The organism is Thermasporomyces composti (assembly GCF_003386795.1).
In the GTDB taxonomy this organism is placed as follows: domain Bacteria; phylum Actinomycetota; class Actinomycetes; order Propionibacteriales; family Actinopolymorphaceae; genus Thermasporomyces; species Thermasporomyces composti.
The window spans coordinates 3,128,220-3,153,456 of record NZ_QTUC01000001.1 but is presented as its reverse complement, the minus strand read 5'-3'; the positions used below and the strand labels follow the sequence as shown (position 1 = coordinate 3,153,456).

The window sequence follows — 25,237 nt, the reverse complement described above, 5'->3', positions numbered from 1 at the left end:
ACAGTGTAGCCACAGCGTACACTGCTGTCCAGTCCGGTGGGTAGTCGCGAAGCCAAGTCACCGCGGCGCGTCGCCGTCGGCGCCATCTCTCACCGTATGTCACGGTCCGGTCCCCGGCCACCGGTCACCGATGGCGGCCACCTGCCTACAGATGACCCTTAACTGGAGCATGACGCTCCAGAGGAGCGGAGTCAAGCGCGTCACCGCCGTCCGATACGCCACGCTTCGGACGCACCGCCCGTGAGCGGCACGGGTCGCCGCTCACGGGCGCGGCTACAGGGCCTCCACCCGGCTCACCAGCCAGCGCTCCCCCACCCGCTCCATGGTCATCCGGACCCGGGTCAGGTCGACTCTGGGCTCCGGGCGTTCGGCGAGGGTCGTCGTCTGGTTGACGAAGAGGACGAGCACCACCCGCTGGGAGCTGGCGGAGACCACGGAGGCCGCCCGCGCCTCGGCCCGCACGACAGCGCCGGTTCGCTCGGCGACCGGCCGCACCGCCGTCCGGACGAACCTCGTGTACTCCCGCTCGAAGCGCCCGGTGATCAGGCGTCGGGCCCGCGCGACGTCCCGGTCCAGCCGGCGGTGGTCGTAGCTCAGGACGACCTCAGCGGCATCGGTCCCAGCGCGGAGGGCCTGGACGCGCGCCGTCTCGACCGCGCGCGCCGTGTGGACGCGATAGCCCAGGACGGCGCTGACGAGCACCGCGACCAGCGTGAGGGCGGCGAGGAGCCACACCCGCCACGACAGCGGTCGGCGCCCTGCGGAGCCGCGTGACGGCCGCGCCCCTACCTGCTGAGCCACGGTCTCGCCCGGCCCGTCCGTCTGCCCGGCGTCGCCGGCGAGTCCCTCGACCACCTTGGCCGCCTCGACCTTGGCCGCCTCATCGCCGGTGGTGGCTGGGCTCGTCCTCATGGTGCCCTCCTGTCCGACCTGTGCGCGCTATCCGACGAAGGTGAGGTCGACGACGCGCCAGCCGGCCTCCTCCCGGCTGAGGTCGACCTGGATGCGGTAGTGCCGCGGCTGTGGCGTCTCGGTCGCGACGTTGGTGACGTCGGCGTCGGCCACCACCAGGACGCGGGCGGAGTCCGGATCGAAGCTCACCACCCCGGCCTCCAGGACCTCGCCTTCGGAGACCGAGCGCACCTCGCGGATGAAGTCGCGCAGCTTCCTCGCCGAGGCGCGGTACTGCTCGGCGAAGTCGCCGGAGGAGAGCGCGAGGACGTTCCGCTGCGTCCGCTCGAACGACCGGTAGTCATGGGTGAGGAAATCGACCACGAGCTGGCGGGCGGTGCGGACGGCTTCGGCGCGTTGGCGCTCGAGCTCCGAGAGGCGCCGGGCCTCCATCCCGAGGAAGACCGCGGCGACCACCGCCGCGACCAGCAGCACTGCCAAGGCCCCGCTCAGCAGCGTGGCTCCACGCTGGCGAGGCGCTCCCCCCGCCGGCGTCTCGGTCCCTGCCGGCGTCTCGGCCCCTGCCGGCGTCTCGGTCCCCGCCGCCTCGGCTGCCGCCGCTTCCGTCGCGTCTCGCGTCACGTCCGATCCGGGCGCGTCTGCTTCGGTCACGTCGTGGCCAGCCGCGGCGGACTCGGTCGAGCCGGCGTCCCGCGCGTCGGCGCGCCCGGCCTCAGGGGTCGTGCCCTCCGCGGCGGCCGGGTCGGCGGTGGCCGTCCCGGCGCTTGTGGAGCCAGCGCCCGTGGAGCCAGTGCCCGTGGAGCCAGCGCCCGTGGAGCCAGTGCCCGTGGAATCGGTGCCCGTCGACCCAGTTGTCCCCCGCCCGGCGGTCGCAGTCCCGGGGGGTGCCTCCGGGGACGCGTCCTCGGCCGTCACCGGCTCGTCCGTTCCTTGCTCAGCGGGCCGATCAGTAGCCACTTCCAGGAGTCCTCTCCGAACATCTGTCGCTGACCGCCGAGGGATCCCAGCCGCGCCGACCTGCCGTCCGGCAGCCGGAAGACTCCACTCGACGGGTCGTACTCCGCCACGGTCGGTACGGTCGCCCCCGGTGCCGGTTCCCCCACCGACCCTCCTGCCGAGCTCGTCGGCGTCCCTCCCGGTTTCGTCCGTCCCCCGGCCAGGCCAGGTCGTCTCGCGTCCCTCCCCGCTCGCGCGGACTGCTCGTCAGGTCGGCGCGGCGACGGACCCCCGCGGGCGCCGGGCGCGTTGTGCGCGCCGCGCATCGTCGTTGTCGCGTCGGCGCACCGGGCGTCGGTGTTCGGTGGCGTGGGCTCCACGTCCTCCGGCGTGCGTTTCGTGGTCTGGCCGTAGCCCTTCCGGCACGCCCGCGGCGCAAGCGACAGCTGGAGGCCGAAGTGCGCCGTGTAGCGACCCGTCCCCGGCTCGGGCGCGATCACGGTGTAGCCCCCGCGGACGACGTAGGGGTAGAGGATCAGCACCTGCTGGAGGCCTTTGAGGCGGACCCGGACGATCTGTCCGGTCGTGGCGAGGTTGGCCAGGAGGACCGGGACGTCCTCGGCGTTCTCCTCGATGAGCGCCCGAAGCTCGCGTGCCGCCACCACACCCTCGTCGAGCACCGCCCGCAGATCGCCGTCGGCCTCCACCAAGGTGTCCGACAGGTCGGCCAGGTCGGCGGCGAAGCTCCTGATGGCGCGAGCCGACTCCCGCTGGGTCTGGAGCACGGTGCGACCGTCCTTGAGGAGCGCCACGGTGTCGTGGAGGTTGGCGTCCGCCGCTTCGACGAGGGCGTTCCCGGCGTCGATGAGGCGGGACAGGTCACCACCGCTCCCCGCGAAGGCCGCACCGAGCTCGTCGATCACCGTGACGAGGTCGCGTCGCGGCACGGACGCCACCAGTCGGTCCAGGTCCACGAGCAGCTGCGTCGTGGACAGCGGCGTCCGCGTCTTGGCACGCGGAATCCTCGACCCGTCCTCGAGGTAGGGCGGACCGCGACGGCGGGGCTGGAGGTCGACGTACTGCTCGCCGATCGCGGAGCGGTTGGCGATGACGGCCACTGTGTCAGCCGGCACCCTGCTGTCGTCGTCGAGGACCAGCTCGACGCGCACCCCCGACGACGTGGGGACCAGCGCTCCGACCCGCCCCACGGCGACGCCACGGTAAGTCACCTCGGCGCCCTCGAAGATTCCACCCGCTTCGGCGAAGTCGGCGTGGACGCTGTACGTCCCGCCGACGAGGCGCGCCCCGAGCCCGACGTACCGAGCGCCCACGAGGCTGACACCCACCATGGTGAGCGCGAGGAACACGGCGAGCTGGATCCGGGCCGCCTTCGTGATCATCGCACCCCCACCAGCAGCAGCCGTGCCAGATGCGCGGCCTGATCCGACGACACCGGCGAGGTCACCGGTGTCAGCGTCCCCTGCGCCACCGCCGGGGCACCTGGGTCAGGAGTTGCCGAAACGTCGCCTGGGACAGCCCCTGCGGGAGGCCCTGAGGGAGACGCAGCGGCCGCGCCACCGACACAAGTCAGTGGCGGCAGGCAGGGCAACGTGCGATCGCCCGGGCTGCGCTGAGGAGCCGGCAGCGTCGGCAGCGGGACCGGGAGCTCGGTCGGAAGCGGCAGGGAGGTCGGGAGGGACGTCGGCAAGGCCGTGGGCAGAGGGAGCGAGGTGGGCAGCGGGAGGGACGTCGGCAGGGATGTGGGGAGGGACGTCGGCAGCGACGTGGGGAGCGGCAACGGCACGGGAGGCGGGGTCTGGCCGGACAGCAACCCCTGCAGGTCGAGGTCGAGGGTGAGCTGGAGGTTCGTGTAGTCGCCGCGCACCGCGTCGAGAGCGGAGTCGGCGAACGGGTAGGTGAACAGGACCTCCAACGCCTTGGGGAGGTTCTCGCCGGCCTTCGCCAGCTCGGTGAGGATGGGTGCGAGCGCCTCCAGGTTCGCCAGCAGGTCGGCCTTCGAGGCCTCGATCACGCGCGTTCCCACGGTCCCCAACCGGGACAGCTCCACGAGCATCCGGGTGAGGTTGCGGCGCTGGTCGGCGAGGACCTCGAGCGCGGGCGGCAGCTCCTCGACGGCGGCGGCGATCGTGCCACGCTGTCGCGCGAGCGAGGCGGAGAGCCGGTCCAGTGCCTCGATCGCCCGGGTGATCTCCCGCTTGTGCCGGTCGAGCTCGCCGAGGAAGGCCTCGAGGTTGTGGAGGAGGTGGCGGACGTCCTCCTCACGACCGTCGAGAACCTTCGACAGCTCGACGCTGATGGTCTTCAGCTGGGCGACACCGCCGCCGTTCAGCAGCAGCGAGAGCGCCGACAGCACCTCCTCCACCTCGACGTTGCGACCGGTTCGGGCGAGGGGGATCACGTCACCGTCATTCAGCCGGCCGTAGGCACGGCGACTGGGCGGCGCGAGCGAGACGAACTTCTCCCCCAGCAGGCTGGTCTGGCGAATCCGAGCGGTCGCGTTGTCGGGGAGGCGCACCGAGCCGTCCAGGCGCATCCGTACGTGGGCGGTGAAGCCGTCGAGCCAGATGTCTTCCACCTCGCCGACCGTGACGTCATTGACCTTGACCGCGGAACGCGGGACCAGGTCGAGCACGTCGCGGAACTGTGCCGTGACCCGGAAGGAGTCCTCGCCGGTGCTGACGCCACCCGGCAGCGGGAGGTCGTGAACGGTGAACCCCTCGAGCCCGCAGCCGGTCAGCAGCCCGCCGACAACCAGCCAGACGGCAGCCGCTCGCGCGACCCGCGTCGACCGGCTCATCGCCGTCCCTCCCTCCCACTTCGGTGGGAGCCACCCTGGCGCGCGTCGCGGTCCGGACCGAGCGAGGTCTCCGACGTGGTGCCGGCCGGACCTCCGGGCACCTCCGGGAGCGGCAGGTCGTCCAGGACGGTACGGAGCAGCTCGCACAGCGCCCGGGACTCGCCGGCCTGCTCGAGAAGGGAGCACAGGTAGAGGCCGGGATCGTCGAGCTGGGCGAAGTTGTCGCGGGTGTCGAGCGTGCCGGTCCGCGGGTTGTAGGTACGGTCGAGGTTCGCCAGTGCGACCGGGGCGGTGTCCAACACCTCCCGCAGGGCCTCCTGCTGTTTGACCAGCGTTCGCGACAGCTCGGTGAGGTCGTCGACGTTCGCCCGGAGCTCGTCGCGGTTCTCACGGACGAACGACGACAGCTCGGTCAAGGCGACGGCGAGGTTGTCCAGCGCTGCCTCCAAGTCCTCGCGCTCGCCCGCCAGCTGCTCGGCGACAGCGGCCAGGTCGGCGTTGAACCGCCGCACCTGCTCGTCGCTGGCCGCCAAGGTGGAGGTGAACTGTCGCAGCTGACGGACAGTGGCGAAGAGGTCCTCCCGCCCAGCGGCGAGCGTCTCGCTCGCCTCCGCGAGGTCGCCGATCGTGCCGCGCAGCCGCGCGCCCTGCCCGTCGAGGTTGGCCGCGCCGACCCGGAGCGCGCGCGACAACGCGCCGTCCTTGTTGGCTCCCTGCGGCCCCAAGGCGACCGCGAGGTCGTCCAGGCTCTCGTAGATCCGGTCCAGCTCGACCGGCACGGCCGTCCGATCGACCGGAATCCGCGCACCGTCCGGCAGCACCGGCCCACCTCGATAGACGGGCGTGAGCTGGACGTAACGGTCGCTCACGATGGACGGCGCGACGATGACGGCCTGGGCGTCCGCGGGGATCTTGTGCCGGGCGTCGTAGGACATCTCGACCCGGACGACGTCGCCACGCGGGACCACGCGGTCGACGCGGCCGATCGGAACGCCGAGCACCCGGACGTCGGATCCCGCGTACAGCCCGATCGCGCGTGGGAAGTCGGCGACGACCCGCCGCGTGGACCGCTCCGGCCAGAGGGCGTACGTCGTCGTCGCCACCACCGTGACCGCGACCAGGAGCGCGAGAGCGTGCATGCCTCGCGACCATCGGCGCAGCATCGCGCTCATCGACCACCTCCGGTGTGCCGGTTCGGCCGCGGCAGGCGCGGGACGTCGGGATCGTCGTCCCCCGGCAGCCTGGGGACGGCGGGAAGCGGAGCGAGGTTGGGAATGTAGGTGTCGAACCAGGGGCCGGTGCCGAGCGTGTTGGCGAAGACCCGCACGAACGGCGCGAGCAGCTCGATGCTGCGGTCCAGGTCACGCTGGTTCCTTCGCAACAGCTCCACCACTGCCGCGAGGTGACGCAGCGCCGGCTCCAGCTCGGCACGGTTGTCTCGGACCAGGCCGGTGATCTGCACCGCCAGCTCCTGGGTGGTGACCAACAACTGGTGGATCAGCTCGCGCCGCGCGTGGAGCTCGCGCAGGAGCAGGTCGCCGTCACGGATGAGACGGGCGATTTGCTCGTCGCGTGCGGCGAGAACCTTCGAGACGGTGTTGGCGCGCGCCAGGAGGGTGCGCAGCTGCGCGTCGCGGGAGGCGATCGTGCGGGACAGCCGGGACAGCCCTTCCAGCGTTCCCCGGACCTCCGGTGCGGTATCGGCGAACGTGGCGCTCAGGGTGTCGAGCGCCCGCGCCAACTGGGCGGTGTCGATGCGTTCGCTCGTGACCGCGAGGTCGCTGAACGCGTCCACCACGTCGTACGGCGCGACGGTGCGAGAGAGCGGGATCTCCTCGTCAGGGGCGAGCTGGCCCGGGCCGGCGGGCTCCAACGCGAGGTACACCCGCCCGAGGAGAGTCTTGACCCGGATCGAGGCGCGCGTGCGCGTCCCGAGGCGGGGAGCGTCCTTCTCGAGCCGGAACGTCACCCGCACGTGGTCTCCGGCCAGCTCGACCGCCTCGACCGAGCCGACCTTGACCCCGGCGATCCGCACCTCGTCGTCCACGCGGAGCCCACCGGCCTCGCTGAACTGCGCGACGTACGTCGTCCCGCCGCCGATGATCGGCAGCTCGTGGGCATGGAACGCCGCGTAGACGAGACAGACGAGCACGGTCAGCCCGACCGCACCGACCACGAGGGGGTTCCGCGTCCTCCTCACCGCCACCACCTCACCGTCGGCACCTCTGCGCCGCGACATGGAAGGACAGCCGCGGCAGCTCCGTCCCGTCCGGGAGAACGATGCGACCTTCGAAGTCGCACAGGTAGAAGTTGAACCACGAGCCGTACGTCGCGGTGCGGGTCAGCGCGCTCAGCTTCGGCGGCATGGTGCGCAGCGTGCGCTCGACGATGTCGGAGTGCTCCTCGAGTGTTCCAGCGACCTTGCCGAGCTCCTCGATGTCCGTCCGCAGGTCGTCGCGACCTTCTCGAAGCAGGTCCTGGGTCTGTTGGTTGAGCGCGACGATCGCCTCCAGGGAGTCGCCGATCGCCTCGCGGTCGGCCGCGAGACCTGAGACGAACCGCTGCAGCTCCCGCACCATGTCCGACAGCTGCTCGTCTCGTTCGGCGAGCGTCGCCAGCACGCGGTTGAGGTTGTCGATGAGGTCACCGATGACCTTGTCGCGGTCGGCGAGCGTGCTGGTGAGCGACGCGGTGTGGGCGAGCAAGCTCTCGACCGTCCCCGCCTCGCCCTGCAGCACTTGGATGATCTGGTACGCGAGCTTGTTCACGTCGCGCGGAGACAGTGCGGCGAACAAGGGCTTGAACCCGTTGAGCAACAGGGTGAGGTCCAGTGCTGGACGAGTCTGTTCCAGCGGGATCGTGCCGCCGGGTGGTAGAACGCCGGTGCCGCCCGGCCCCTCGGTCAACGCGAGGTACCGCTGGCCGACGAGGTTGCGGAACCGCAGCGCGGCGATCGTCCCCCGCCCGAGCGTCACGTCGGCGTCGACGGTGAAGGTCAGCACGGCCAACGCGCGCCCGTCGTCGCCGACGCGCACCGCGACATCGCGTACCTCGCCGACGCGCACGCCGGCGATCCGAACGTCGTCTCCCCGCTCCACTCCGGTCGCGTCGGAGAAGATCGCCTTGTACTCGTGGGTGTCCCCCAGTCCCACGCCGGAGATGCTGATCGCCAGCAACGCGGTCGCCGTGACGGCGACGACGACGAAGAGCGCCAGCTTGACCGCCGCGGACGCGGTCTCGCGGTCCAGGGGACGACGCGTGAACAGCCTCACCGAAGGCTCACCTCGTTCCCACGGGCCATCGGACCGAACAGCAACGTCGCCGCGTCGGGCACGTCCTCGGGTGCGACCTGGAGCACTGGCGCCAACAAGGAGTTGACGACCCGACGCTCCTCGACCGTCCCGGCGTACCCGCTCGTCACGTCGACGATGGGCGGTCGGGCCTCGGGCCCAGGGCCCTCACCGACACCGTCGCGCACTCCGCTGGCCGGCGCCGGGTTGTCCTGGGAGTACGGCGGGTTGGGCAGCGTGCGGCATCCCGGTCCACGGTCGTCGAGGAACGCCGGCAGGTCGTCCCTGGTGTAACCCCGCTTCTGGTTGACGAGCTCCAGCGTGATGTGGAGCGCGGGCGCGCTTCCCTCGAAGTGCTCCCCGCCTCCGAAGGCGTCCTCGAACCGAGGGACGTACTTCGCCATCCCCTCGAGCAGGCAGGCGTACTCCGGCGAGTACGTCGCCAGCAGGTCGAGCGTGGGACGGCTCACCTCGCCGACGCGGATGAGCGCGTCCTCGTTCGCGGCGAGGAACTCCCGCGCCACGGCGCCCGCACTGGCGAGGTCGACCAGGAAGTCCTCGAGGACCCGCTGCTTGAGCACGACCGTGTCGCCGGTCCGGGTCGCGTTCGCGAGCAGCCGGGCCACGTCGGGAGTGGCCTCCTCGTACACGGTCGCGACGTCGGCGAGCGCCGAGACGTCGTCGGTGAGGATCGGCAGATGTGGCTCCAGCTTCGTCAGGTAGCCGTCGAGCCGGTTGAGGGAGGCGCCGATGTCCTCCCCACGGCCCTCGAGCGCGGTGGCGAGCGCCGTCAACGTCGCGTTGAGCTGCTCGGGCCGCAGCGTTCGCAGCAGCGGGTAGACGTCCTCGAGCACGGCCTCCACCTCCAGGCCGACGCTCGTGCGCTCGCGCCGGATGACGTCGCCCTCCGCGATCGTGCGGCGGGCCGGACGGTCCGGGACGACGAGCTCGACGTACTTCTCACCGAAGAGGGTCTTCGGCACGATGCGGGCGCTCACGTTGGCCGGGATCACCGTCGTCGCGTCCGGGCGAAGCGCCACGTCCACCCACGCGGTGTGACCGTCGGAGCGGACATCGCGCACCTCACCCACGATGAGGCCACGGAGCTTGACGTCGGCGTGGCGGCCCAGCTGCAGGCCGATGTGCGAGGTCTCGACGGTCACCTGGACGCTGGGCGTGAACGCCTTCGTGAAGAACGCGTAGGTGAGCACGCCGAACCCGGCCAGGACGGCCAGGAACGCCGCGCCCAGGAGGCGCCGCGTCACCGTCTCGGCGGCTCGTCGTACCGCGGGGCGTCGGATCGTTCGCACGTCGCTTCACCCCGCCAACCGAACTGTCGTCGTGGCGCCCCAGATCGCCATCGAGGCGAGCAGGTCCACCACGTTGACCGCGACGATCGAGGTTCGGACGGCTCGCCCGACGGCGACGCCGACGCCCGCCGGTCCACCGGAGGCGTAGTAGCCGTAGTAGCAGTGGATGAGGATGATGACGACCGCGAAGATGAGCACCTTGCCGAACGACCACAGCACGTCGTACGGCGGGAGGAAGAGCCGGAAGTAGTGGTCGTACGTCCCGGCGCTCTGGCCGTGGTAGCCGACGACGATCAGTCGCGTCGCGGCATAGGACGACAGCAGTCCGACGACGTAGAGCGGGATGATCGCGACCAGACCGGCGATGATGCGGGTGGTGACGAGGAACGGCAGCGAGGGAACCGCCATCACCTCGAGCGCGTCGACCTCCTCGTTGATCCGCATGGCCCCGAGCTGCGCGGTGAACCCGCACCCCACGGTGGCGGCGAGCGCGATGCCGGCGACGAGCGGCGCGATCTCCCGGGTGTTGAAGTAGGCCGAGACGAAGCCGGTGTAGGCGGAGGTGCCGAGCTGGTGGAGCGCGGCGTAGCCCTGGAGCCCTACCTCGGTTCCGGTGAAGAAGGCGAGGAACGCGATCACGCCGACTGTGCCGCCGACGACCGCGAGCGCGCCCGTCCCGAAGCTCACCTCGGCCAGCAGGCGCAGCACTTCGCGGCGGTACCGCCGCAGGGTGCGCGGTGTCCAGGCGAGCGCACGCAGGTAGAACGCGAGCTGCGCGCCGAGTGTGTCGAGGACGCGGATCGGCGTGCCGACGGTGCGACGCAGGGCCGCCTCCACACCGCTGAGGGACGTCGAGGCCATCGCTCACGCCCCCTTCGGCGGGACGACCTGGAAGTAGATCGCCTGCATGATGAAGTTAGCGAGGAACAGCAGCATGAACGTGAGGACGACCGACTGGTTGACGGCGTCGCCGACGCCCTTCGGTCCGCCGCCGGCGTTGAGGCCCTTGTACGCCGCGACGATCCCGGCGATGAGCCCGAACACGAGCGCCTTGATCTCCCCCGCCCACAGGTCAGGCAGCTGCGCGAGCGCGGTGAACGACGCGAGGTAGGCCCCTGGCGTCCCGTCCTGCAGGACGACGTTGAAGACGTAGCCGCCCAGGACGCCGACCACGCTGACGAGCCCGTTGAGGAGCACGGCGACCGCCATCGCCGCCAGGACTCGCGGCACCACGAGCCGGTGCACCGGGTCGATCCCGAGCACCAGCATGGCGTCGACCTCGTCGCGAATCTTCCGCGACCCGAGGTCGGCGCAGATCGCCGACCCGCCGGCTCCTGCGATGAGGAGTGCGGTGGCGATCGGCGCCGCTTCCCGCAGGACCGCCAAGACCATGGCCGCGCCCGCGAAGGACTGGGCACCGAACTGCTTGATCAGCCCGCCGACCTGCAAGGCGATGACGGCGCCGAACGGGATGGCCACGAGCGCGGTCGGCACGATCGTGACGCTGGCGAGGAACCACGCCTGGCGGATGAGCTCGCGCCATTGGAACGGCCGGCGCGGCAACGCGAGGGCGACGTCGACGGCGAAGCTGAAGAGGTTGCCGGCGGCGCGCAACGGCGCGGTGGGGGTCCAGCTCACGATGGCCCACCACCCGTCTGGTGCGCCGTCACGGGCGGGAAGGTCGGCGTCGTGGACTGGAACGAACCCGGTGGCGGCGTCACGCCGTGCTCCGCGCACCACTGGCCGGGCGGCCGTTGGCTCGGACGTGGCAGCCCGTTCGAGGGCTGGAGCTGCAAGGGGATCGGTGGGAGCGGCGGCAGCTCCGCGCTCGAGGCGGCCTCGGCCGCCAGCTCGTCGGCGTCCTTCTCCTCGGCCATCCCGATCGGCCCGATCCGCTGCGCGTTGAGGAACTGCCGCACGACCGGCTCCTCGGAGCACAGACACATCTCCCGCGGACCGAACATCGCCAGGTGCTGGTGGTAGAGCAGGCCGATGTTGTCGGGGACCGTGCGGGCGGTGTTGACGTCGTGCGTGACGATGAGGAAGGTCGCGCCGGTCTGTTGGTTGAGGTCGACGATCAGCTGGTTGAGGTAGGCGGTCCGGACGGGGTCGAGACCGGAGTCAGGCTCGTCGAAGAGCATGATCTCCGGATCGAGGACGAGCGCCCGGGCCAGCCCGGCACGTTTGCGCATACCGCCGGAGATCTCGCTCGGCAGCTTGCGCTCGGATCCCAGCAACCCGACCAGCTCGATCTTCTCCATGACGATGGAGCGGATCTCACGTTCGGAGAGCCGGGTGTGCTCGCGGAGCGGGAACGCGACGTTGTCGTAGACGCTCATCGAGCCGAACAACGCACCGTCTTGGAACAGCACGCCGAAGCGCTTGCGAACGGCGTAGAGCTCTCGTTCGCCGCAGGTGGCGATGTCGTGACCGTCGACGTAGATGTGACCGCGGTCGGGTTTGAGGAGTCCGACCAGGCACTTGAGGAAGACGGACTTGCCGGTGCCCGACGGGCCGAGCATGACACTGATCTCGCCGGCGGGAATGGTGAGTGTGACGTCGCGCCAGACCACCTGCCCGTGGAAGGACTTGGTGAGTCCCTCCACCCGGATCTCCACTCCCACGCGTCTTCGCCCCCAGCCGCGGCCGCCCGTCGTCGACGCCCGTCGCGACGCCGACGCCCGGCGGTCACCTCGCTCGACGTTGCGTCAACGAGTCGGGCAGCAAGCGGTTACGCGTGGCTCCGCCGCACGAGCGCGGAGGGGACACCCTCGCCGTCCGTCAATCCGCCGTCCGTCAATTTGCCGTCACGGAGGACACCACGTTGTGCGGCCCGGCACTCGTCAGGTCGCGCCTCGTCTACGCGCTTGTGGATCGACCGTCACAACGCGAGAGGGCGGCCACCCCGCGGTTGGGGTGGCCGCCCTCGTGACGGCTTGGCGGGCGGCAGCTGACCGCCCACACGCCGAGGTTCGCGCCTACTTGAGGGTGACCTTGGCGCCGGCCGCCTCGAGGGCCTGCTTGGCCTTCTCGGCGGTCTCCTTGTTGACCTTCTCCAGGACCGGCTTCGGAGCGCCCTCGACGAGGTCCTTCGCCTCCTTCAGGCCGAGGCTGGTGAGGCTGCGGACCTCCTTGATGACCTGGATCTTCTTGTCGCCGGCGGCCTCGAGGATGACGTCGAACTCGTCCTTCTCCTCCTCGGCCGGGGCCTCGGCGCCGGCACCGCCGGCGGCCGGAGCCGCCGCCACGGCGACCGGAGCGGCCGCGGTGACGCCGAAGGTCTCCTCGAACTGCTTCACGAACTCGCTGAGCTCGAGAAGCGTCATCTCCTTGAACGTCTCGAGCAGCTCTTCGGTGCTGAGCTTCGCCATTGGGGCTTACCTTCCGTGTGTGGTGCTGACAGGTGTCCTGGGTGGGTCAGGACTCGCTGGGTTGGTCGCCGTCCTGCGACGCCGTGGCGTCCTCGGCCGACTCGCCCGCCGGGCCCTCCGCCTCGACCTTCGCCCGCAGCGCCTCGACGAGACGGGCGGCCTGCGACAGCGGGGCCTGGAACAGGGACGCGGCGTTCGCGAGCGATGCCTGCATGGCGCCCGCGAGCTTGGCGAGCAGGACCTCGCGGGACTCGAGGTCGGCGAGCTTGTTGATCTCGTCCGGGGCGAGCGGCTTCCCTTCCAGGACACCGCCCTTGACGACGAGATTCGGGTTGGCCTTCGCGAAGTCACGCAGACCCTTGGCGACCACCACCGGGTCGCCCTTGATGAACGCGATGGCCGAGGGACCCACGAGCAGTTCGTTGAGCTGCTCGAGGCCCGCCTCCTTCGCGGCGATCCTGGTCAGCGTGTTCTTCACCACGGCATAGGTGGCGTTGTCACCGAGCGTGCGCCGCAGCTCCTGCAGCTGCTTGACGCTGAGTCCGCGGTACTCGGTCAGCACCGCGCCCGTGGACCCACGGAACTGCTCCGTGAGCTCGGCGACCGCAGCTGCCTTGTCCGGCCTCGCCATGGGTCTCCTTCCGTTTCGGATGGCCGCCAACCACTGGAAGGGCCCACATCACGCGAAATGGCCCCGTGCAGACGCACGAGGCCAGCGTCAAAGCGAGCGGATCACGCTCGCTCCCAGCAACCACGTCACGCCTGCGCGGGCCGCCCGCTGACGCGGGACCTTCGGCCGCCCGGAGGCGGCGACCAGCGGTCTTCGGCAACGGCCAGGATACGGGACCGCGTGGCCGCGGACCAACCCGGGAGTCCGCGCGGATGCGCGAGCTCCCGCCGGTGGCGCCGGGCGGTTCAGCGCGTCCGCCCGATCACGGGCTCGGCCTCGGCCACCTGGACGCTGGTGGAGACAGGCGGCAGGGTGACCGGCACGATCTCCTCCGTGCCGAGGAGGTCGACCGTCACCGTTCCGGTCCACCGCGTATTGAGCGTAACCGTCTTCTCACCGGGTGTATGGAAGACGTTCGTCACGTAGTAGCCGGGGCGATCCTCGGGGAGGACTCCCCTGACGTACGGCCGTCCCCTGCCCTGCGCAGTCTTGCCGCCCTCGAACTGCCAGGTGAGCTCGGCGCTCGCGCGGATCCGTCCGTCCAGGCCGCCGTTCGGCCGGTCGATGTGGATGTCGATCTCGATCGTGGGCGGGTCGTTCGACACAACGATGTCGGGGTCGATGCCGCGGGGGTAGTCCGTCCAGACGATCGTCGGCAAGTTGACGAGGGTCCGCGCGTTGGGAGCGATCTTGACCGTGGGCTGGGGCAGGTGCTGGAAGACCCGGTAGTTCACCTCCCAGGAGATCTCCTCCATGGGGATGAAGTCGTCCTCGCCCGGCTCGTCGCAGCCGGCATCGGCGCCGACCCACGGTTCCGGCTCTCCGTTGACGATGTCCCGCTCCCACCGGATCCACGCGAAGCGCGGCAGGCCACGCGGTCCCTCGACGGCTGCGCAGACGATGGCGGAGACCCCGTCAACGCAGTTGAAGGCCGGGTCGTCGTCAGGACAGAACAGCGAGAGGCCGCTGCTCCACTGGACCCACACGCGCGCCGGCCCACTGGGGGGCGGGGTGTCCCCACGCGGAGGGCGCCAGTAGCCGTTCGCCGATTCGCTGTACTGCCAGCTGATGCCGTTCTGGGGACCCGCGCTGGCCGGTGCCGCCCCCAGGACGACCGCCAGCACGCTCGCCAGCGCCGCACCTCCCACGGTCCAGGTCGCGCGTGCTCTCATCCGACGAAGCTCCCTCCCACGATGCGCCAGCGCCCGTCGACCTGACTGACCTCGTACTGGTACGTCTCCTCAGCCGCGGGACCCTGGTCGACCACCTTGCCCGAGCCGTCGGTCGTCGTGTACGCGGTGACGACCGCCTTCACCGTCACGAGAATCCGGTCGCCGCGCCGCGTCCCCACGGTGACCGTTGGGTTGGAGAAGACGCCGCCCTCGACCTTGCCACCGGACTGGTAGGCCCGCGTGATGTACTGCTTCGACGCTGCGCAGACCTGGCAGGTGTCGGTGACCATGGTGTCGACGGTGGAGAAGTCGCCCGTGCGGGTCGCCTCGTTCTGCGCCCTGAGATAGTCGGAGATGAACGCCTTGACCTCCACCGCCGTCGCCGGGTCGACCTCCTCGCCAGGCGACGACGTGATGACCGTCGCGCCCGTGGGACTGGCCGACGGCGTGGCCGCCTCCGTGGGCGTCGGTGTCGACGTGGCGACCGGGCTGGTCTGAGGCTCCTCCAGGGCCGTCGGCTCCACCGCGCCTCCGTCGCACGCCGTCAGCGCCGCCACCGCGACGGCTCCGACGAGGACCGCGCGTACAACCGGCCGAATCCTGCTCACTCCCCACTCCCGCCAACGACACCCGGCCGGCGGACGTCGCCGCCGAAAGACCACTCCCGACAATCGAAGGTCGACTGGATCGAAGGTCAGCTGGTTCCCGAAGTGTACGACGCGCGGCTTTTCGCCGAGGTTTCGCTTTCGCCGAGGTTTCCCCGTCAGCCCTTGAGGCCGCTGGCGAAGCCCTTGATGACGTGCCTCTGGAGCAGGAAGTAGACGAGGAGGACCGGCACGATCGCCAGCACCATCCCGGCGAAGATGACGCCCCACTGCGTGGTGAACTCCCCCTCGAAGGCGAAGATCGCCACCGGCAGCGTCTGCTGCGGACTGCCACCCACGTAGAGCAACGGGGTCAGGAAGTCATTCCAGATGTTGATGCCGGCGAGGATGACGACCGTCCCGGTGACCGGACGCAGCAGCGGGAAGACGATCCGGCGGAACGCCGTGAACGTCGTCGCGCCGTCGATGGCCGCGGCCTCCTCGTACTGCCGCGGCAGGGCGCGGGTGAACCCGGCGTAGAGGAAGATGACGAGCGGAAGCTGGTGGCCGACCTCGAAGAGGATGAGCGAGGTGTAGGTCCGCAACAGGTTGACGTCCCGCATGAACTGGTAGAGCGGCACCATGCCGAGCTGCAGCGGGATCATCAAGCCGAGGAGGAAGAGCAGGTACAGCCCGTAGCTCAGGCGGGTCGCTCGTCGCGCCAGCGCGTAGCCGGCCAACGACCCACAGGCCACCAGCAACGCCACGGAGAGTCCGGTCACGGTGATGCTGTTGACCAGGGCGTGCCCGAGGTCGCCGCGTTCCCAGGCGGTCGCGTAGTTCTCCAGATGGAGCCGGGGCGGCAGGCCGAGCGGATCGGCCGCGAACTCCGGCGGCGTCTTCAGCGAGATGGTCAGGAAGACGTAGAAGGGGAAGAGGAAGACCGCCGCGACCGCGAGCATGCCGAGCTCGGCGCCGAGGCGGCGACCGCGACGAACCCGGACGCTCACGCCTCCACCTCGAACCGTCGCAGTGCGCGCAGCTGGAGGAACGCGAACGCGAACACGATCATGGTGAGGACGAGGGCGATCGCCGCGGCGTAACCGTACCGTCCCGACACGAACGCCTCCTTGTACATGATCACCGAAAGGGTCTCCGTCGCGTAGCCCGGGCCGCCGCCGGTCATGACGAAGACCTGGTCGAACAGCTTGAGCCCGCTGATGAGGGTGAGGGACATCGCGACCGTGGTCGCCGGGATCAACAGCGGAATCGTCACGTACCGCAGCCGCTGCCACCATGACGCGCCATCGATGGCGGCGGCCTCGAGCACCTCGGCCGGGACACCCTCCAGGCCCGCCAGGTAGATGACCATCGTGAGGCCGGCGTGCTGCCAGATGATCACCCCGATCACGCTGGCCAGCGCGATGTCGCCGTCACCGAGCCAGTTCTGGGCGAGACCGCCCAGACCCAGCTCCCGCAACGCGTCGTTGAGCGGCCCAGCCGGGGTGAGCGTGTACCGCCACAGGAAACCGATGACCACCGGCGGAAGCAGCGCCGGCGCGAAGAACACCGTGCGCAAGAGGTTCCTCGTCACCAAGGCCGAGTGCAGAGCCAACGCCAGCGCGAGACCCACCACGGTCTGGATGACCGTGGTGGCCGCAGCGATGACGAGGGTGTTCCACAGCGCGGTCCGCGCCGGCGGGCTCGAGAAGAGCTCGGCGAAGTTCGCCAGCCCGACGAAGTTCGGCGCAACGTTGCGGCCCGTCCAGTCGGTGAACGCGTACCACGCGCCCGCCACGGTCGGATACAGCACCACGAGCGCGTAGAACGCCAGGGCCGGCACGACGAACAGGTACCACGTGCCACCGCGACGATCTGCCAAGGTGCGACCGAGCTCCTGCGCCTCGACGCGCTCGGCGGGACGGTCGAGCCGTACGGTCACGGAGTCCCCTTGTCGTACTCCTGGTCCATCTCGGTGAGCAACTGCTCGGTCGTGATCTTGTTGTCAAACAGGAGTTGACCCGACTGCAGCAGCCGCTGCTGGGTATCGCCGTTCGGCCACAGGTAGTTGGCGTAGGGCGTGGTACGACCTTGCTCGATCAGCGGCAGGATCGGGTCCAAGACCGCGCTCTCCAGCTCCACGTCGACGTCGAGTCCGGGAAGCACGCCCATGGCGTTCGCGTACGCCGCGACATTCTCGGGCCTGGCAAGGAACGCGATGAAGTCCTTGGCGGCCTCGACGTTGTCCGAGGCCGCGTTGACGGCGAGGAAGTCCGGCGCGAGCGGCACGTGCGTGTCCCCAGGGTCGTCGGTCGCCGGCAGCGCGAAGACGCCGAAGGCCTCGGCGCCTTGCTCCGCGTAGCTGAACAGCTGCGGGAGCCCGGCGGAGACGAGGAGCAGCATCGCCGCCTCGCCCTTGGCGACCGACTGCATCCCCTGGTCGAACGGGATGCCCAGCGCGCCCTCGCTGAAGAACCCCGCGTCCCGCAGCTCGAGCCACTTGGCGAAGACCTCGTTCCAGCCGGGATGGTCGACGAAGTCGACCTCACCGGCGCGCATCCGGTCATCCAGGTCGGGCTCCTCGGCGTAGACCAGGGTGGCGCCCAGCGCGTACATCCAGAACTGCAAGTAGATGCCGTCCTGGAACGGCGCCGCGATCGGTGTGACGCCCGCGCCGCGCAGCCTCTCGCAGACCTGGAGCAGCTCGCTCCACGTCGTCGGTGGCTCGACCTGCGCGTCGGCGAACACCTCCTTGTTGTAGGCCATGACGATCGCGTTGCGGCTCACCGGGAACGCCATCGTCTTCCCGTCGACGCCAGCCAACGGACGCGTGTCGTCCGACAGACGCTCCGTCCACGGCTCGTCGGACAGGTCGGCCAGATCCCCGTCGGAGGCCAGCACCCCCACCGCGACCGGGCTGCTGTAGCCGGGTGAGACGCGGATGAGGTCGGCGGCGGTGCCGCTGGTGAGCTGCACCCGCAGCTGCTGATTGAGGTCGTTCGTCTCAGCGGACGACACGTCGATGGTCACACCGGTGGCCCGCTCGTACTTTTCGATGAGCGGGGTCAGCCCGGTGTTCAGCTCGGTGTTCACGTACGCCGTGAGCGTGGTCGTGTCGCCGTCGCCCCCGCTCGCGTCACCTCCGTCGGTGTTGACGAAACCGCAGCCGGCGAGCGTCAGGGCCAGGCTCCCCGCGAGGACGGTCCTCCGTCGTACCCGACGGCCGGTGGCCAGAGATGCGGTGGTCGTGGTCATGAGAGTCCCCCTTGCGTGCTCACGCGTCCGACACCGCGTGGTCGAGGTCGGGTTGAGTCCGTGGCGCATCCGGGTCGCCAGGCACGATCGCGCCGTAGCGGCGGATGGCGGCTCGGATGTCGTCGACCGGCACGTCCTGCATGCGGCACCCGGCGCGCGCGGCGAGAGCGGCCATCGCGCCGGCCGCCTGACCCATGCCCATGCAGGAGGCCTGCACGCGGTACGCGGAGTTGGCGGCCTGGTCCCCGCTGACGCAGCGGCCGGCGACGGCGAGGTACCCGTTCTCACGCGGGATCATCGCCGCCCGCGGGATCGTCGGGAACGTGCCGTACCGGAGCGGCCGGATGTCGATGCCGTGGCCGTCCGGACGATGGACGTCGACCGGGTAGAAGCTGTACGAGACGGCGTCCGGCCACATCCGGCCGGAGACGTAGTCCTCCTCGGTGATGGACACCAAGCCGTCGATCGTGTACGTCTCGCGGATCCCGGTCTCGATCGCCCACGACTCGATGCGCAGGCCCGCAAGACCCGGCTGCCCCTTGAGGAAGGTGTAGAGGCGCATCATGGCCCGTCGGCCGGCGAGCTCCGCCGCCGTCTTCGCCGCGCTGGTCTCGGCGCCCGCCCCGGGGACGTGGATGGCGTTCTCCCCGCGGTTGCGCAGGAACGTGGCGATCGAGTCGGAGGAGACGTCACCGGGCTGGAGCCGCCCGTCGGCCAGAGCCTCGGCGTACGCGCGCTCCAGCGCGTCCAGGTCGAGCGCGTCGAGGTCGTAGCCGCCGAGACGGATCATGAGCGTGCCGGGCTGGCGGTGCGGGTTGCTGCGTCGTGTGAGTCCGGCGAGCGCCACCACATCCGCGTCACCCGTGCAGTCGAGGATCCGACGTGCGCGGACCGGGACCAAGCCCTGCTTGGTGCACAAGGTGACATCCCAGCCGTCGTCTCGCCACGCGACCGCACCCACCATCGTGTGCAGCAGCAGGTCGACGCCGGCGTTCGTCACCGTCTCGTCGATGACGGCCGCGTAGATCGCGGGGACGACGGGGATCTGGAGCTTCCAGTGCGGCAGGTCCCATCGGCTGAAGTCCGGCAGGTGATCCCCGGCGACCTCCACGGCCCGCCGCACCATCTCCCAACCGATGCCGGCGATGATCTGCCGGCCCCACGCGTGGAACAGTCCCGGGAGGGCCACGCCGGCGACCGTGGTCGTCCCACCCAGCGCGCCGTTCTTCTCGACGAGCAGGGTGCGGCTGCCTAGGAGTGCGGCCTGGACCGCGGCCGGGCACCCGGCGGGACCGCCACCGACCACCAGGACGTCGTACTCCTCCGTCACCCGGACCTCCCTGGCACGTGCCGCCTCCCAGCGCTCCTCCGCCGCCTCCGTCTCGCGGACGAACGCCCGGCGACGGAGGGGCGGCCTCAGGAGACGGTGCGTGGCAAGGATCCCTGATTGTGACGGTCAGTGGTGCGCGGCTCACCCGACTCCACGCAGATGTGGTCCGGGATCGGACACCACGCGGAGGGCGCTCCCCGGGTGAAAGCGAAGGCCCTCCCCGCGGGGCGCGGGGAGGGCCTCGAGTCGAGAACGGATGTGCAGCCGGGAGGCGTCGCCGGTCAGGCCGGGACGGCCTCGGCGCCCGTCTTCGACGGATCCACGGGAATCCCTGGACCCATGGTCGTCGACAGCACGACCTTGCGGATGTACCGGCCCTTGGCGGCCGACGGCTTGAGCCGGATCACCTCGTCGAGCGCCGCGCTGTAGTTCTCGAGCAGCTGCTGCTCAGAGAAGGACGCCTTGCCGATGATGAAGTGGAGGTTGGCGTGGCGGTCGACGCGGAACTCGATCTTTCCGCCCTTGATGTCGGAGACCGCCTTGGCGACGTCCATGGTGACGGTGCCGGTCCGGGGGTTCGGCATGAGACCGCGTGGACCGAGCACACGGCCGAGCCGCCCGACCTTGCCCATCTGGTCGGGGGTGGCGACGACGGCGTCGAAGTCGAGCCAGCCGCCCTGGATGCGCTCGATGAGGTCGTCGGAGCCGACGTAGTCGGCCCCCGCCGCGCGCGCCTCCTCCGCCTTCTGGCCAGCGGCGAAGACCAGGACCCGAGCGGTCTTACCGGTGCCGTGCGGAAGGTTGACGGTGCCGCGCACCATCTGGTCGGCCTTGCGGGGGTCGACGCCGAGCCGCATCGAGACGCCGACCGTCTCGTCGAACTTCCGCTTCGCGGCACCCTCCTTGGCGAGCTTGATCGCGTCGAGCGGGTCGTAGAGCCTGGTGCGGTCGATCTTCTCGGCGACGGCTCGGTAGGTCTTGCTGCGCTTCATCGAAACTCTCCTGCTCAGTGGTCGGGAGTTGTGGTGCGGGCCAGCGCGGGCCCTCCCACGGTCGGGGTTCGCCGGCTCGATCAGTCGCTGACCGTCACGCCCATCGAGCGCGCGGTGCCCTCGACGATCTTCATCGCCGCGTCGATGTCGTTGGCGTTGAGGTCCGGCAGCTTGGTTTGCGCGATCTCACGGATCTGGTCCCGGGTGATCGTGCCGACCTTCTCGCTGTGGGGCCTCGACGAGCCCTTGTCGAGACCGACGGCCTTCTTGATCAGCTCGACCGCCGGCGGGGTCTTCGTGACGAAGGTGAACGACCGGTCCTCGTAGATGGTGATCTCGACCGGCACGACATTGCCGCGCATCTGCTCGGTCGCGGCGTTGTACGCCTTCGTGAACTCCATGATGTTGATCCCGGTCGGGCCGAGGACGGTACCGACCGGGGGAGCCGGCGTGGCCTGACCGGCCTGCAGCTGGAGCTTGACCACGGAGGCGATCTTCTTCTTTGGAGGCATGGTTCGTTCGGGTCCTCTTGACTGGTCGATGCGGTGGGTGGGCGGGTCAGACCTTCTGGATCTGGTTGAACGACAGCTCCACCGGGGTCTCCCGGCCGAAGATCTCCACCAGGGCCCTGACCCGGCGCGCGTCGGGGTTGATCTCGGTGATCGTGGCGTGCAGCGTCGCGAAAGGCCCGTCGACCACCATCACGGAGTCACCCACCTGGAAGTCCACGACCTCCGGCGCCTTCTTCTTCTCAGGCTCCTTGGCCTGGACGATCGTGGGCGCCAGCATCTGCTCGACCTCTTCGAGGCTGAGCGGCACCGGCTGGTGGGCATGGCCGACGAAGCCGGTCACCGACGGGGTGTGGCGCACGGCTGCCCACGACTCGTCGGTCAGCTCCATCCGGACGAGGACGTAACCGGGCAGGGTCGTGCGCCGGACCATGCGGCGCTGACCGTTCTTGATCTCGGCAACCTCCTCCTGCGGAACCACCACCTCGTAGATGTAGTCCTCCATGTTGAGGGACTGGATGCGGTTCTCGAGGTTGCTCTTGACCCGGTTCTCCATCCCGGAGTACGTGTGGATGACGTACCACTCGCCCGGTTTGGACCGCAGCGCCGCGCGGAACTCCGCCAGCGCGTCGTCCTCCTTCTCCTCCTCGCCCTCGGAGTCGTCCGGGCTGGACTCCGGGTCGTCGGACGTGCTGTCGGAGGCGGCCTGGTCTGAGGCGGCGGCTTCCTGCGCGGCCTCCTCGACCTGGACAGCGTCAGCGGAGGCCTCGTCGGCAGGCCCGCCAGCGGACTCGGCGGCCGCCTGCTCCGACTCCGGACCCTTCGGGTCGCGGGTCTCGTCGTCGAGGTCGGACACTTGTGGCACTCCGTCTTCTTCTCTTGCGGCTTTGCGTGGGTCACCGTCCGGCGACGATCGCCTGGAGGCGTCGCGCCACCTGGTCAGCCGAAGATCTCGAACATAAGCCAGCCGATACCCAGGTCGAGGAGCGACACATACGCGATCACGGCCAGGACGAAGACGAGGACGACCACCCAGTAGGTGACCAGCTGCTCGCGCGTCGGCCAGATGACCTTGCGCAGCTCAGCGACGACCTGACGATAGAAGGTGGAGAGGCTGGCGAACGGTCCGCCACCTCTCTTCTTCTTCGTCGGGCGAGCACGCTCCGGGGTCGCGGTCGACCCGCGCGTCTCCGTCACTGTCCGTCCTCACCGGTCGTGGGTCCCGGCCGGTCACTCCGCCGGGCTTGTCTGGTCCGCACGGAGGGAGGGGCGTACGAGCCCTCCCCGCGGTGCCTCCGCGTGCCTAGCGCAGGCCGGCACGCACGACTGCGACCGTTCTGGCCGAGTCAGCAGGGCAGGAGGGACTCGAACCCCCAACCGCCGGTTTTGGAGACCGGTGCTCTACCAATTGAGCCACTGCCCTCCGGGGCCTATGCGCCAGCTCCGGTGCCGTCGCGACGTCGCGGGCACACGTCGAACGGGTCCCTCATAGACCGCCAGATGCCTGAGTGTACGGGGTCCACCGCCGACTGGTCGAACCGCCCCATCCCGCACCGTGTCGCATCGGCCAGGACGGCCCAAAATCGACCTGGCAACACGCACGCGATCACGGCGGGGGTGGCCGGACGCCCGGTCGCGACAAGTGCCACCATAACCCTATGACCAGCTCCGAGAACGGCCCGCACACACCGGGCACCAGCACACCCGCGGTCGCCTCCACCTCTGGGCGTCGGATCTCCGCCCGCATCGCCGGTATCGCGGAGTCCGCGACGCTCGCGGTCGACAGCAAGGCGAAGGCGCTCAAGGCCGCGGGGCGGCCGGTCATCGGCTTCGGCGCGGGCGAGCCGGACTTCCCCACGCCCGACTACATCGTCCAGGCCGCGTTGGATGCCGCTCGCGACACCCGCAACCACCGCTACACGCCGGCGGCGGGCCTCCCGGAGCTGCGGTCCGCGATCGCCGCGAAGACGGCGCGCGACTCCGGCTACCAGGTCGAGGCCAGCCAGGTGCTCGTCACGAACGGCGGGAAGCAGGCGGTCTTCGAGGCGTTCGCCGTGCTCCTGGACCCCGGCGACGAGGTGCTGTTGCCCGCGCCGTACTGGACGACCTACCCGGAGGCGATCACCCTCGCCGGCGGCGTGCCGGTGCCGGTCGTGACCGACGAGTCGCAGGGCTACCTCGCGACGATCGAGCAGCTCGACGCGGCCCGGACCCCGCGCACGAAGGTGCTGCTCATGTGCTCGCCGTCCAACCCGACCGGCGCGGTCTACTCGCCCGAGCAGATCCGCGAGATCGGCCGGTGGGCGTACGAGAACGGCCTGTGGGTGGTCACCGACGAGATCTACGAGCACCTCACGTACGACGGCGTGCGGAGCGCGTCGATCCCGGTCGAGGTGCCCGAGCTCGCCGACCGGTGCCTGGTTCTCAACGGCGTGGCCAAGACCTACGCCATGACCGGCTGGCGAGTCGGCTGGCTCATCGGCCCGCCGGACGTGGTCAAGGCGGCCACGAACTTCCACTCCCACCTCACGGGCAACGTCTGCAACATCGCCCAGCGCGCCGCCCTCGCGGCGGTCTCGGGTGACCTGTCCGCGGTCGAGCAGATGCGGCAGGCGTTCGATCGCCGCAGGCGCACCATCGTCGAGCTGCTGTCGGAGGTGCCGGGCTTCACGTGCCCGACGCCGAAGGGCGCGTTCTACGCCTTCCCCTCCGTCAAGGGCGCGCTCGGCCGGGTGATCCGTGGCCGGCGCCCGACGACGTCGGCGGAGCTCGCCGAGCTCATCCTCGACGAGGTCGAGGTGGCGGCGGTTCCGGGCGAGGCGTTCGGGACCCCCGGGTACCTGCGCTTCTCCTACGCGCTGAGCGACGAGGACCTCGTGGAGGGTGTGACCCGCGTCCAGAAGCTGCTGGCCGAGGCGTCCTCCTGACGGAGGCTGGCTGACGGAGGTTGGCGCTGACGACTCCCCCGCGGTCGCACGTGGCCCCGGCGGACGCCGCTGCACCCCAGGAGGGACGACGCTCGCTCCGGACGCTGCCGAAAGCCCACCTCCACCTGCACTTCACCGGGTCGATGCGCCACGAGACCCTGGTGGAGCTCGCGGACCGGCACGGCGTCCGACTCCCGGACGCGCTGCGGGACTCCTGGCCGCCGCACTTGACGGCCACCGACGAGAAGGGGTGGTTCCGCTTCCAGCGGCTGTACGACATCGCTCGCTCGGTACTGCGGGACGAGCAGGACGTCCGCCGGCTCATCCGGGAGACGGCGGAGGACGAGGCGGCCGAAGGGTCACGCTGGCTGGAGATCCAGGTCGACCCCTCCGGCTACGCCGGGAGGTTCGGTGGGATCACCCCGTTCACCGAGCTCGTCCTCGACGCCGTCCAGGAGGCCGCCCGGCGCACCGGCGTCGGTATCGCGGTGGTGATCGCCGCCAACCGGACCCGGCACCCGCTCGACGCCCGGACGCTCGCCCGACTCGCCGCGCAGTACGCCGGACGAGGGGTCGTCGGGTTCGGACTCTCCAACGACGAGCGTCGCGGGCGCGCCGAGGAGTTCGCCCGGGCGTTCGCCATCGCCACACGGGCGGGCTTGGCGAGCGTGCCGCACGGTGGCGAGCTGTGTGGACCCGACAGCGTCCGTGGATGTCTCGACGCCCTGGGCGCGACCCGAATCGGCCACGGCGTTCGAGCCGTGGAAGATCCTGCGCTCCTCGACCGGATCGCGGCTCGCGGCGTTCCCTTGGAGGTGTGCCCGGCGTCCAACGTCGCTCTCGGCGTCTACCCGGACGCCTCCGCCGTTCCACTGCGAGCGCTGTTCGCCGCGGGTGTGCAGATCGCGCTCGGTGCGGACGACCCGCTGCTGTTCGGCGTGCGCCTGACCGGCCAGTACCAAATCGCCCGTGAGCTGGGCTTCAGCGACTTCGAGCTCGCCGAGCTCGCTCGGATGTCCGTCCGCGCCTCCTGCGCGCCGAGCGACGTGCAGGCCAAAATCCTGGCGGACATCGACGCGTGGCTCGCGGGCGCCGACACCGAGCGGCCGACCGCCGGCTCCCTCGCGAGCTGACCACGCACGTGTCTCGTCGACGGGGGTC

General features: G+C 70.3%; 25 protein-coding genes and 1 tRNA gene. 2 read left to right on the top strand and 24 right to left on the bottom strand.

The window, feature by feature from the left end; translation table 11 throughout:
• Positions 1-273 precede the first annotated feature (273 nt).
• The 24 genes from DFJ64_RS13640 to DFJ64_RS13525 form a co-directional block, all read right to left on the bottom strand.
• Entirely contained in the window at positions 274-912 is a 639-nt protein-coding gene (locus tag DFJ64_RS13640) for a hypothetical protein (RefSeq protein WP_115850789.1), read from the bottom strand.
• 27 nt (positions 913-939) lie between these two features.
• Entirely contained in the window at positions 940-1,392 is a 453-nt protein-coding gene (locus DFJ64_RS19505; RefSeq protein WP_170152616.1) for a hypothetical protein, read from the bottom strand.
• A 431-nt stretch (positions 1,393-1,823) separates the two neighbouring features.
• On the bottom strand, positions 1,824-3,248 hold the full coding sequence (locus DFJ64_RS13630; protein ID WP_115850787.1) for an MCE family protein: 1,425 nt from the start codon (positions 3,246-3,248) through the stop codon (positions 1,824-1,826).
• Positions 3,245-4,666 (bottom strand): MCE family protein, encoded by a 1,422-nt coding sequence (locus DFJ64_RS13625; protein ID WP_115850786.1) that lies wholly within the window; start codon positions 4,664-4,666, stop codon positions 3,245-3,247. Before DFJ64_RS13625 ends, DFJ64_RS13630 begins: the two co-directional genes overlap by 4 nt.
• Positions 4,663-5,838 (bottom strand): MCE family protein, encoded by a 1,176-nt coding sequence (locus DFJ64_RS13620; protein ID WP_211310616.1) that lies wholly within the window; start codon positions 5,836-5,838, stop codon positions 4,663-4,665. Before DFJ64_RS13620 ends, DFJ64_RS13625 begins: the two co-directional genes overlap by 4 nt.
• Positions 5,835-6,866, bottom strand: a complete 1,032-nt coding sequence (locus DFJ64_RS13615; protein WP_245941123.1) for an MCE family protein — start codon at positions 6,864-6,866, stop codon at positions 5,835-5,837. Before DFJ64_RS13615 ends, DFJ64_RS13620 begins: the two co-directional genes overlap by 4 nt.
• 10 nt (positions 6,867-6,876) lie before the next feature.
• On the bottom strand, positions 6,877-7,938 hold the full coding sequence (locus DFJ64_RS13610; protein ID WP_245941122.1) for an MCE family protein: 1,062 nt from the start codon (positions 7,936-7,938) through the stop codon (positions 6,877-6,879).
• On the bottom strand, positions 7,935-9,266 hold the full coding sequence (locus tag DFJ64_RS13605) for an MCE family protein (protein WP_245941121.1): 1,332 nt from the start codon (positions 9,264-9,266) through the stop codon (positions 7,935-7,937). Before DFJ64_RS13605 ends, DFJ64_RS13610 begins: the two co-directional genes overlap by 4 nt.
• A 6-nt stretch (positions 9,267-9,272) precedes the next feature.
• A complete protein-coding gene (locus DFJ64_RS13600) occupies positions 9,273-10,127 on the bottom strand; it encodes an MlaE family ABC transporter permease (RefSeq protein WP_245941120.1) in 855 nt (284 codons plus the stop codon).
• A 3-nt stretch (positions 10,128-10,130) separates the two neighbouring features.
• Positions 10,131-10,904 (bottom strand): MlaE family ABC transporter permease, encoded by a 774-nt coding sequence (locus DFJ64_RS13595; RefSeq protein ID WP_115850785.1) that lies wholly within the window; start codon positions 10,902-10,904, stop codon positions 10,131-10,133.
• Entirely contained in the window at positions 10,901-11,890 is a 990-nt protein-coding gene (locus DFJ64_RS13590) for an ABC transporter ATP-binding protein (RefSeq protein WP_115850784.1), read from the bottom strand. Before DFJ64_RS13590 ends, DFJ64_RS13595 begins: the two co-directional genes overlap by 4 nt.
• Before the next feature lie 354 nt (positions 11,891-12,244).
• Positions 12,245-12,637 carry a 50S ribosomal protein L7/L12 gene (gene rplL / locus DFJ64_RS13585; RefSeq protein ID WP_115850783.1) on the bottom strand — a complete coding sequence of 131 codons (393 nt, stop codon included), beginning with the start codon at positions 12,635-12,637 and terminating at the stop codon, positions 12,245-12,247.
• A 46-nt stretch (positions 12,638-12,683) separates the two neighbouring features.
• Complete coding sequence (gene rplJ / locus DFJ64_RS13580) at positions 12,684-13,268, bottom strand: 50S ribosomal protein L10 (RefSeq protein WP_115850782.1); 585 nt, start codon at positions 13,266-13,268, stop codon at positions 12,684-12,686.
• Between the two features lie 284 nt (positions 13,269-13,552).
• The gene (locus DFJ64_RS13575; RefSeq protein WP_115850781.1) at positions 13,553-14,479 is read right to left on the bottom strand and encodes a hypothetical protein; all 927 of its coding nucleotides are present in this window, start codon (positions 14,477-14,479) and stop codon (positions 13,553-13,555) included.
• Positions 14,476-15,087 carry a DUF6318 family protein gene (locus DFJ64_RS13570; protein WP_115850780.1) on the bottom strand — a complete coding sequence of 204 codons (612 nt, stop codon included), beginning with the start codon at positions 15,085-15,087 and terminating at the stop codon, positions 14,476-14,478. The genes DFJ64_RS13575 and DFJ64_RS13570 overlap by 4 nt, the downstream gene beginning before the upstream one ends.
• A gap of 155 nt (positions 15,088-15,242) precedes the next feature.
• A complete protein-coding gene (locus DFJ64_RS13565; RefSeq protein ID WP_245941119.1) occupies positions 15,243-16,073 on the bottom strand; it encodes a carbohydrate ABC transporter permease in 831 nt (276 codons plus the stop codon).
• Positions 16,070-17,005, bottom strand: coding sequence for a carbohydrate ABC transporter permease (locus DFJ64_RS13560; protein ID WP_211310615.1), 936 nt, complete (start codon positions 17,003-17,005; stop codon positions 16,070-16,072). Before DFJ64_RS13560 ends, DFJ64_RS13565 begins: the two co-directional genes overlap by 4 nt.
• The gene (locus DFJ64_RS13555) at positions 17,002-18,318 is read right to left on the bottom strand and encodes an ABC transporter substrate-binding protein (RefSeq protein ID WP_170152615.1); all 1,317 of its coding nucleotides are present in this window, start codon (positions 18,316-18,318) and stop codon (positions 17,002-17,004) included. Before DFJ64_RS13555 ends, DFJ64_RS13560 begins: the two co-directional genes overlap by 4 nt.
• Before the next feature lie 19 nt (positions 18,319-18,337).
• Positions 18,338-19,648: an FAD-dependent oxidoreductase gene (locus tag DFJ64_RS13550; protein ID WP_115850778.1), complete on the bottom strand. Its 1,311-nt coding sequence runs from the start codon at positions 19,646-19,648 to the stop codon at positions 18,338-18,340.
• A gap of 281 nt (positions 19,649-19,929) precedes the next feature.
• The gene (rplA, locus tag DFJ64_RS13545; RefSeq protein WP_115850777.1) at positions 19,930-20,640 is read right to left on the bottom strand and encodes a 50S ribosomal protein L1; all 711 of its coding nucleotides are present in this window, start codon (positions 20,638-20,640) and stop codon (positions 19,930-19,932) included.
• Between the two features lie 80 nt (positions 20,641-20,720).
• On the bottom strand, positions 20,721-21,152 hold the full coding sequence (gene rplK, locus DFJ64_RS13540) for a 50S ribosomal protein L11 (protein ID WP_115850776.1): 432 nt from the start codon (positions 21,150-21,152) through the stop codon (positions 20,721-20,723).
• 46 nt (positions 21,153-21,198) lie between these two features.
• Entirely contained in the window at positions 21,199-22,005 is an 807-nt protein-coding gene (gene nusG / locus DFJ64_RS13535) for a transcription termination/antitermination protein NusG (protein WP_115850775.1), read from the bottom strand.
• An 83-nt stretch (positions 22,006-22,088) separates the two neighbouring features.
• Complete coding sequence (secE, locus tag DFJ64_RS13530; protein ID WP_115850774.1) at positions 22,089-22,346, bottom strand: preprotein translocase subunit SecE; 258 nt, start codon at positions 22,344-22,346, stop codon at positions 22,089-22,091.
• A 153-nt stretch (positions 22,347-22,499) separates the two neighbouring features.
• A tRNA-Trp gene (locus DFJ64_RS13525) sits at positions 22,500-22,572 on the bottom strand.
• Between the two features lie 235 nt (positions 22,573-22,807).
• Here DFJ64_RS13525 and DFJ64_RS13520 point away from each other — a divergent pair.
• Complete coding sequence (locus DFJ64_RS13520; RefSeq protein WP_115850773.1) at positions 22,808-24,076, top strand: pyridoxal phosphate-dependent aminotransferase; 1,269 nt, start codon at positions 22,808-22,810, stop codon at positions 24,074-24,076.
• 50 nt (positions 24,077-24,126) lie between these two features.
• The gene (locus DFJ64_RS13515; RefSeq protein WP_115850772.1) at positions 24,127-25,209 is read left to right on the top strand and encodes an adenosine deaminase; all 1,083 of its coding nucleotides are present in this window, start codon (positions 24,127-24,129) and stop codon (positions 25,207-25,209) included.
• Positions 25,210-25,237: the final 28 nt, after the last annotated feature.

Excerpts from the sequence above, each read along its gene's own strand:
- DFJ64_RS13555 (WP_170152615.1), bottom strand. The coding sequence starts at position 18,318 with ATGACCACGACCACCGCATCTCTGGCCACCGGCCGTCGGGTACGACGG.
- rplJ (WP_115850782.1), bottom strand. The coding sequence starts at position 13,268 with ATGGCGAGGCCGGACAAGGCAGCTGCGGTCGCCGAGCTCACGGAGCAG.
- DFJ64_RS13575 (WP_115850781.1), bottom strand. The coding sequence starts at position 14,479 with ATGAGAGCACGCGCGACCTGGACCGTGGGAGGTGCGGCGCTGGCGAGC.
- DFJ64_RS13640 (WP_115850789.1), bottom strand. The coding sequence starts at position 912 with ATGAGGACGAGCCCAGCCACCACCGGCGATGAGGCGGCCAAGGTCGAG.
- rplK (WP_115850776.1), bottom strand. The coding sequence starts at position 21,152 with ATGCCTCCAAAGAAGAAGATCGCCTCCGTGGTCAAGCTCCAGCTGCAG.
- rplL (WP_115850783.1), bottom strand. The coding sequence starts at position 12,637 with ATGGCGAAGCTCAGCACCGAAGAGCTGCTCGAGACGTTCAAGGAGATG.
- DFJ64_RS13520 (WP_115850773.1), top strand. The coding sequence starts at position 22,808 with ATGACCAGCTCCGAGAACGGCCCGCACACACCGGGCACCAGCACACCC.
- DFJ64_RS13630 (WP_115850787.1), bottom strand. The coding sequence starts at position 3,248 with ATGATCACGAAGGCGGCCCGGATCCAGCTCGCCGTGTTCCTCGCGCTC.
- DFJ64_RS13625 (WP_115850786.1), bottom strand. The coding sequence starts at position 4,666 with ATGAGCCGGTCGACGCGGGTCGCGCGAGCGGCTGCCGTCTGGCTGGTT.
- DFJ64_RS13600 (WP_245941120.1), bottom strand. The coding sequence starts at position 10,127 with ATGGCCTCGACGTCCCTCAGCGGTGTGGAGGCGGCCCTGCGTCGCACC.
- DFJ64_RS13620 (WP_211310616.1), bottom strand. The coding sequence starts at position 5,838 with ATGAGCGCGATGCTGCGCCGATGGTCGCGAGGCATGCACGCTCTCGCG.
- rplA (WP_115850777.1), bottom strand. The coding sequence starts at position 20,640 with ATGAAGCGCAGCAAGACCTACCGAGCCGTCGCCGAGAAGATCGACCGC.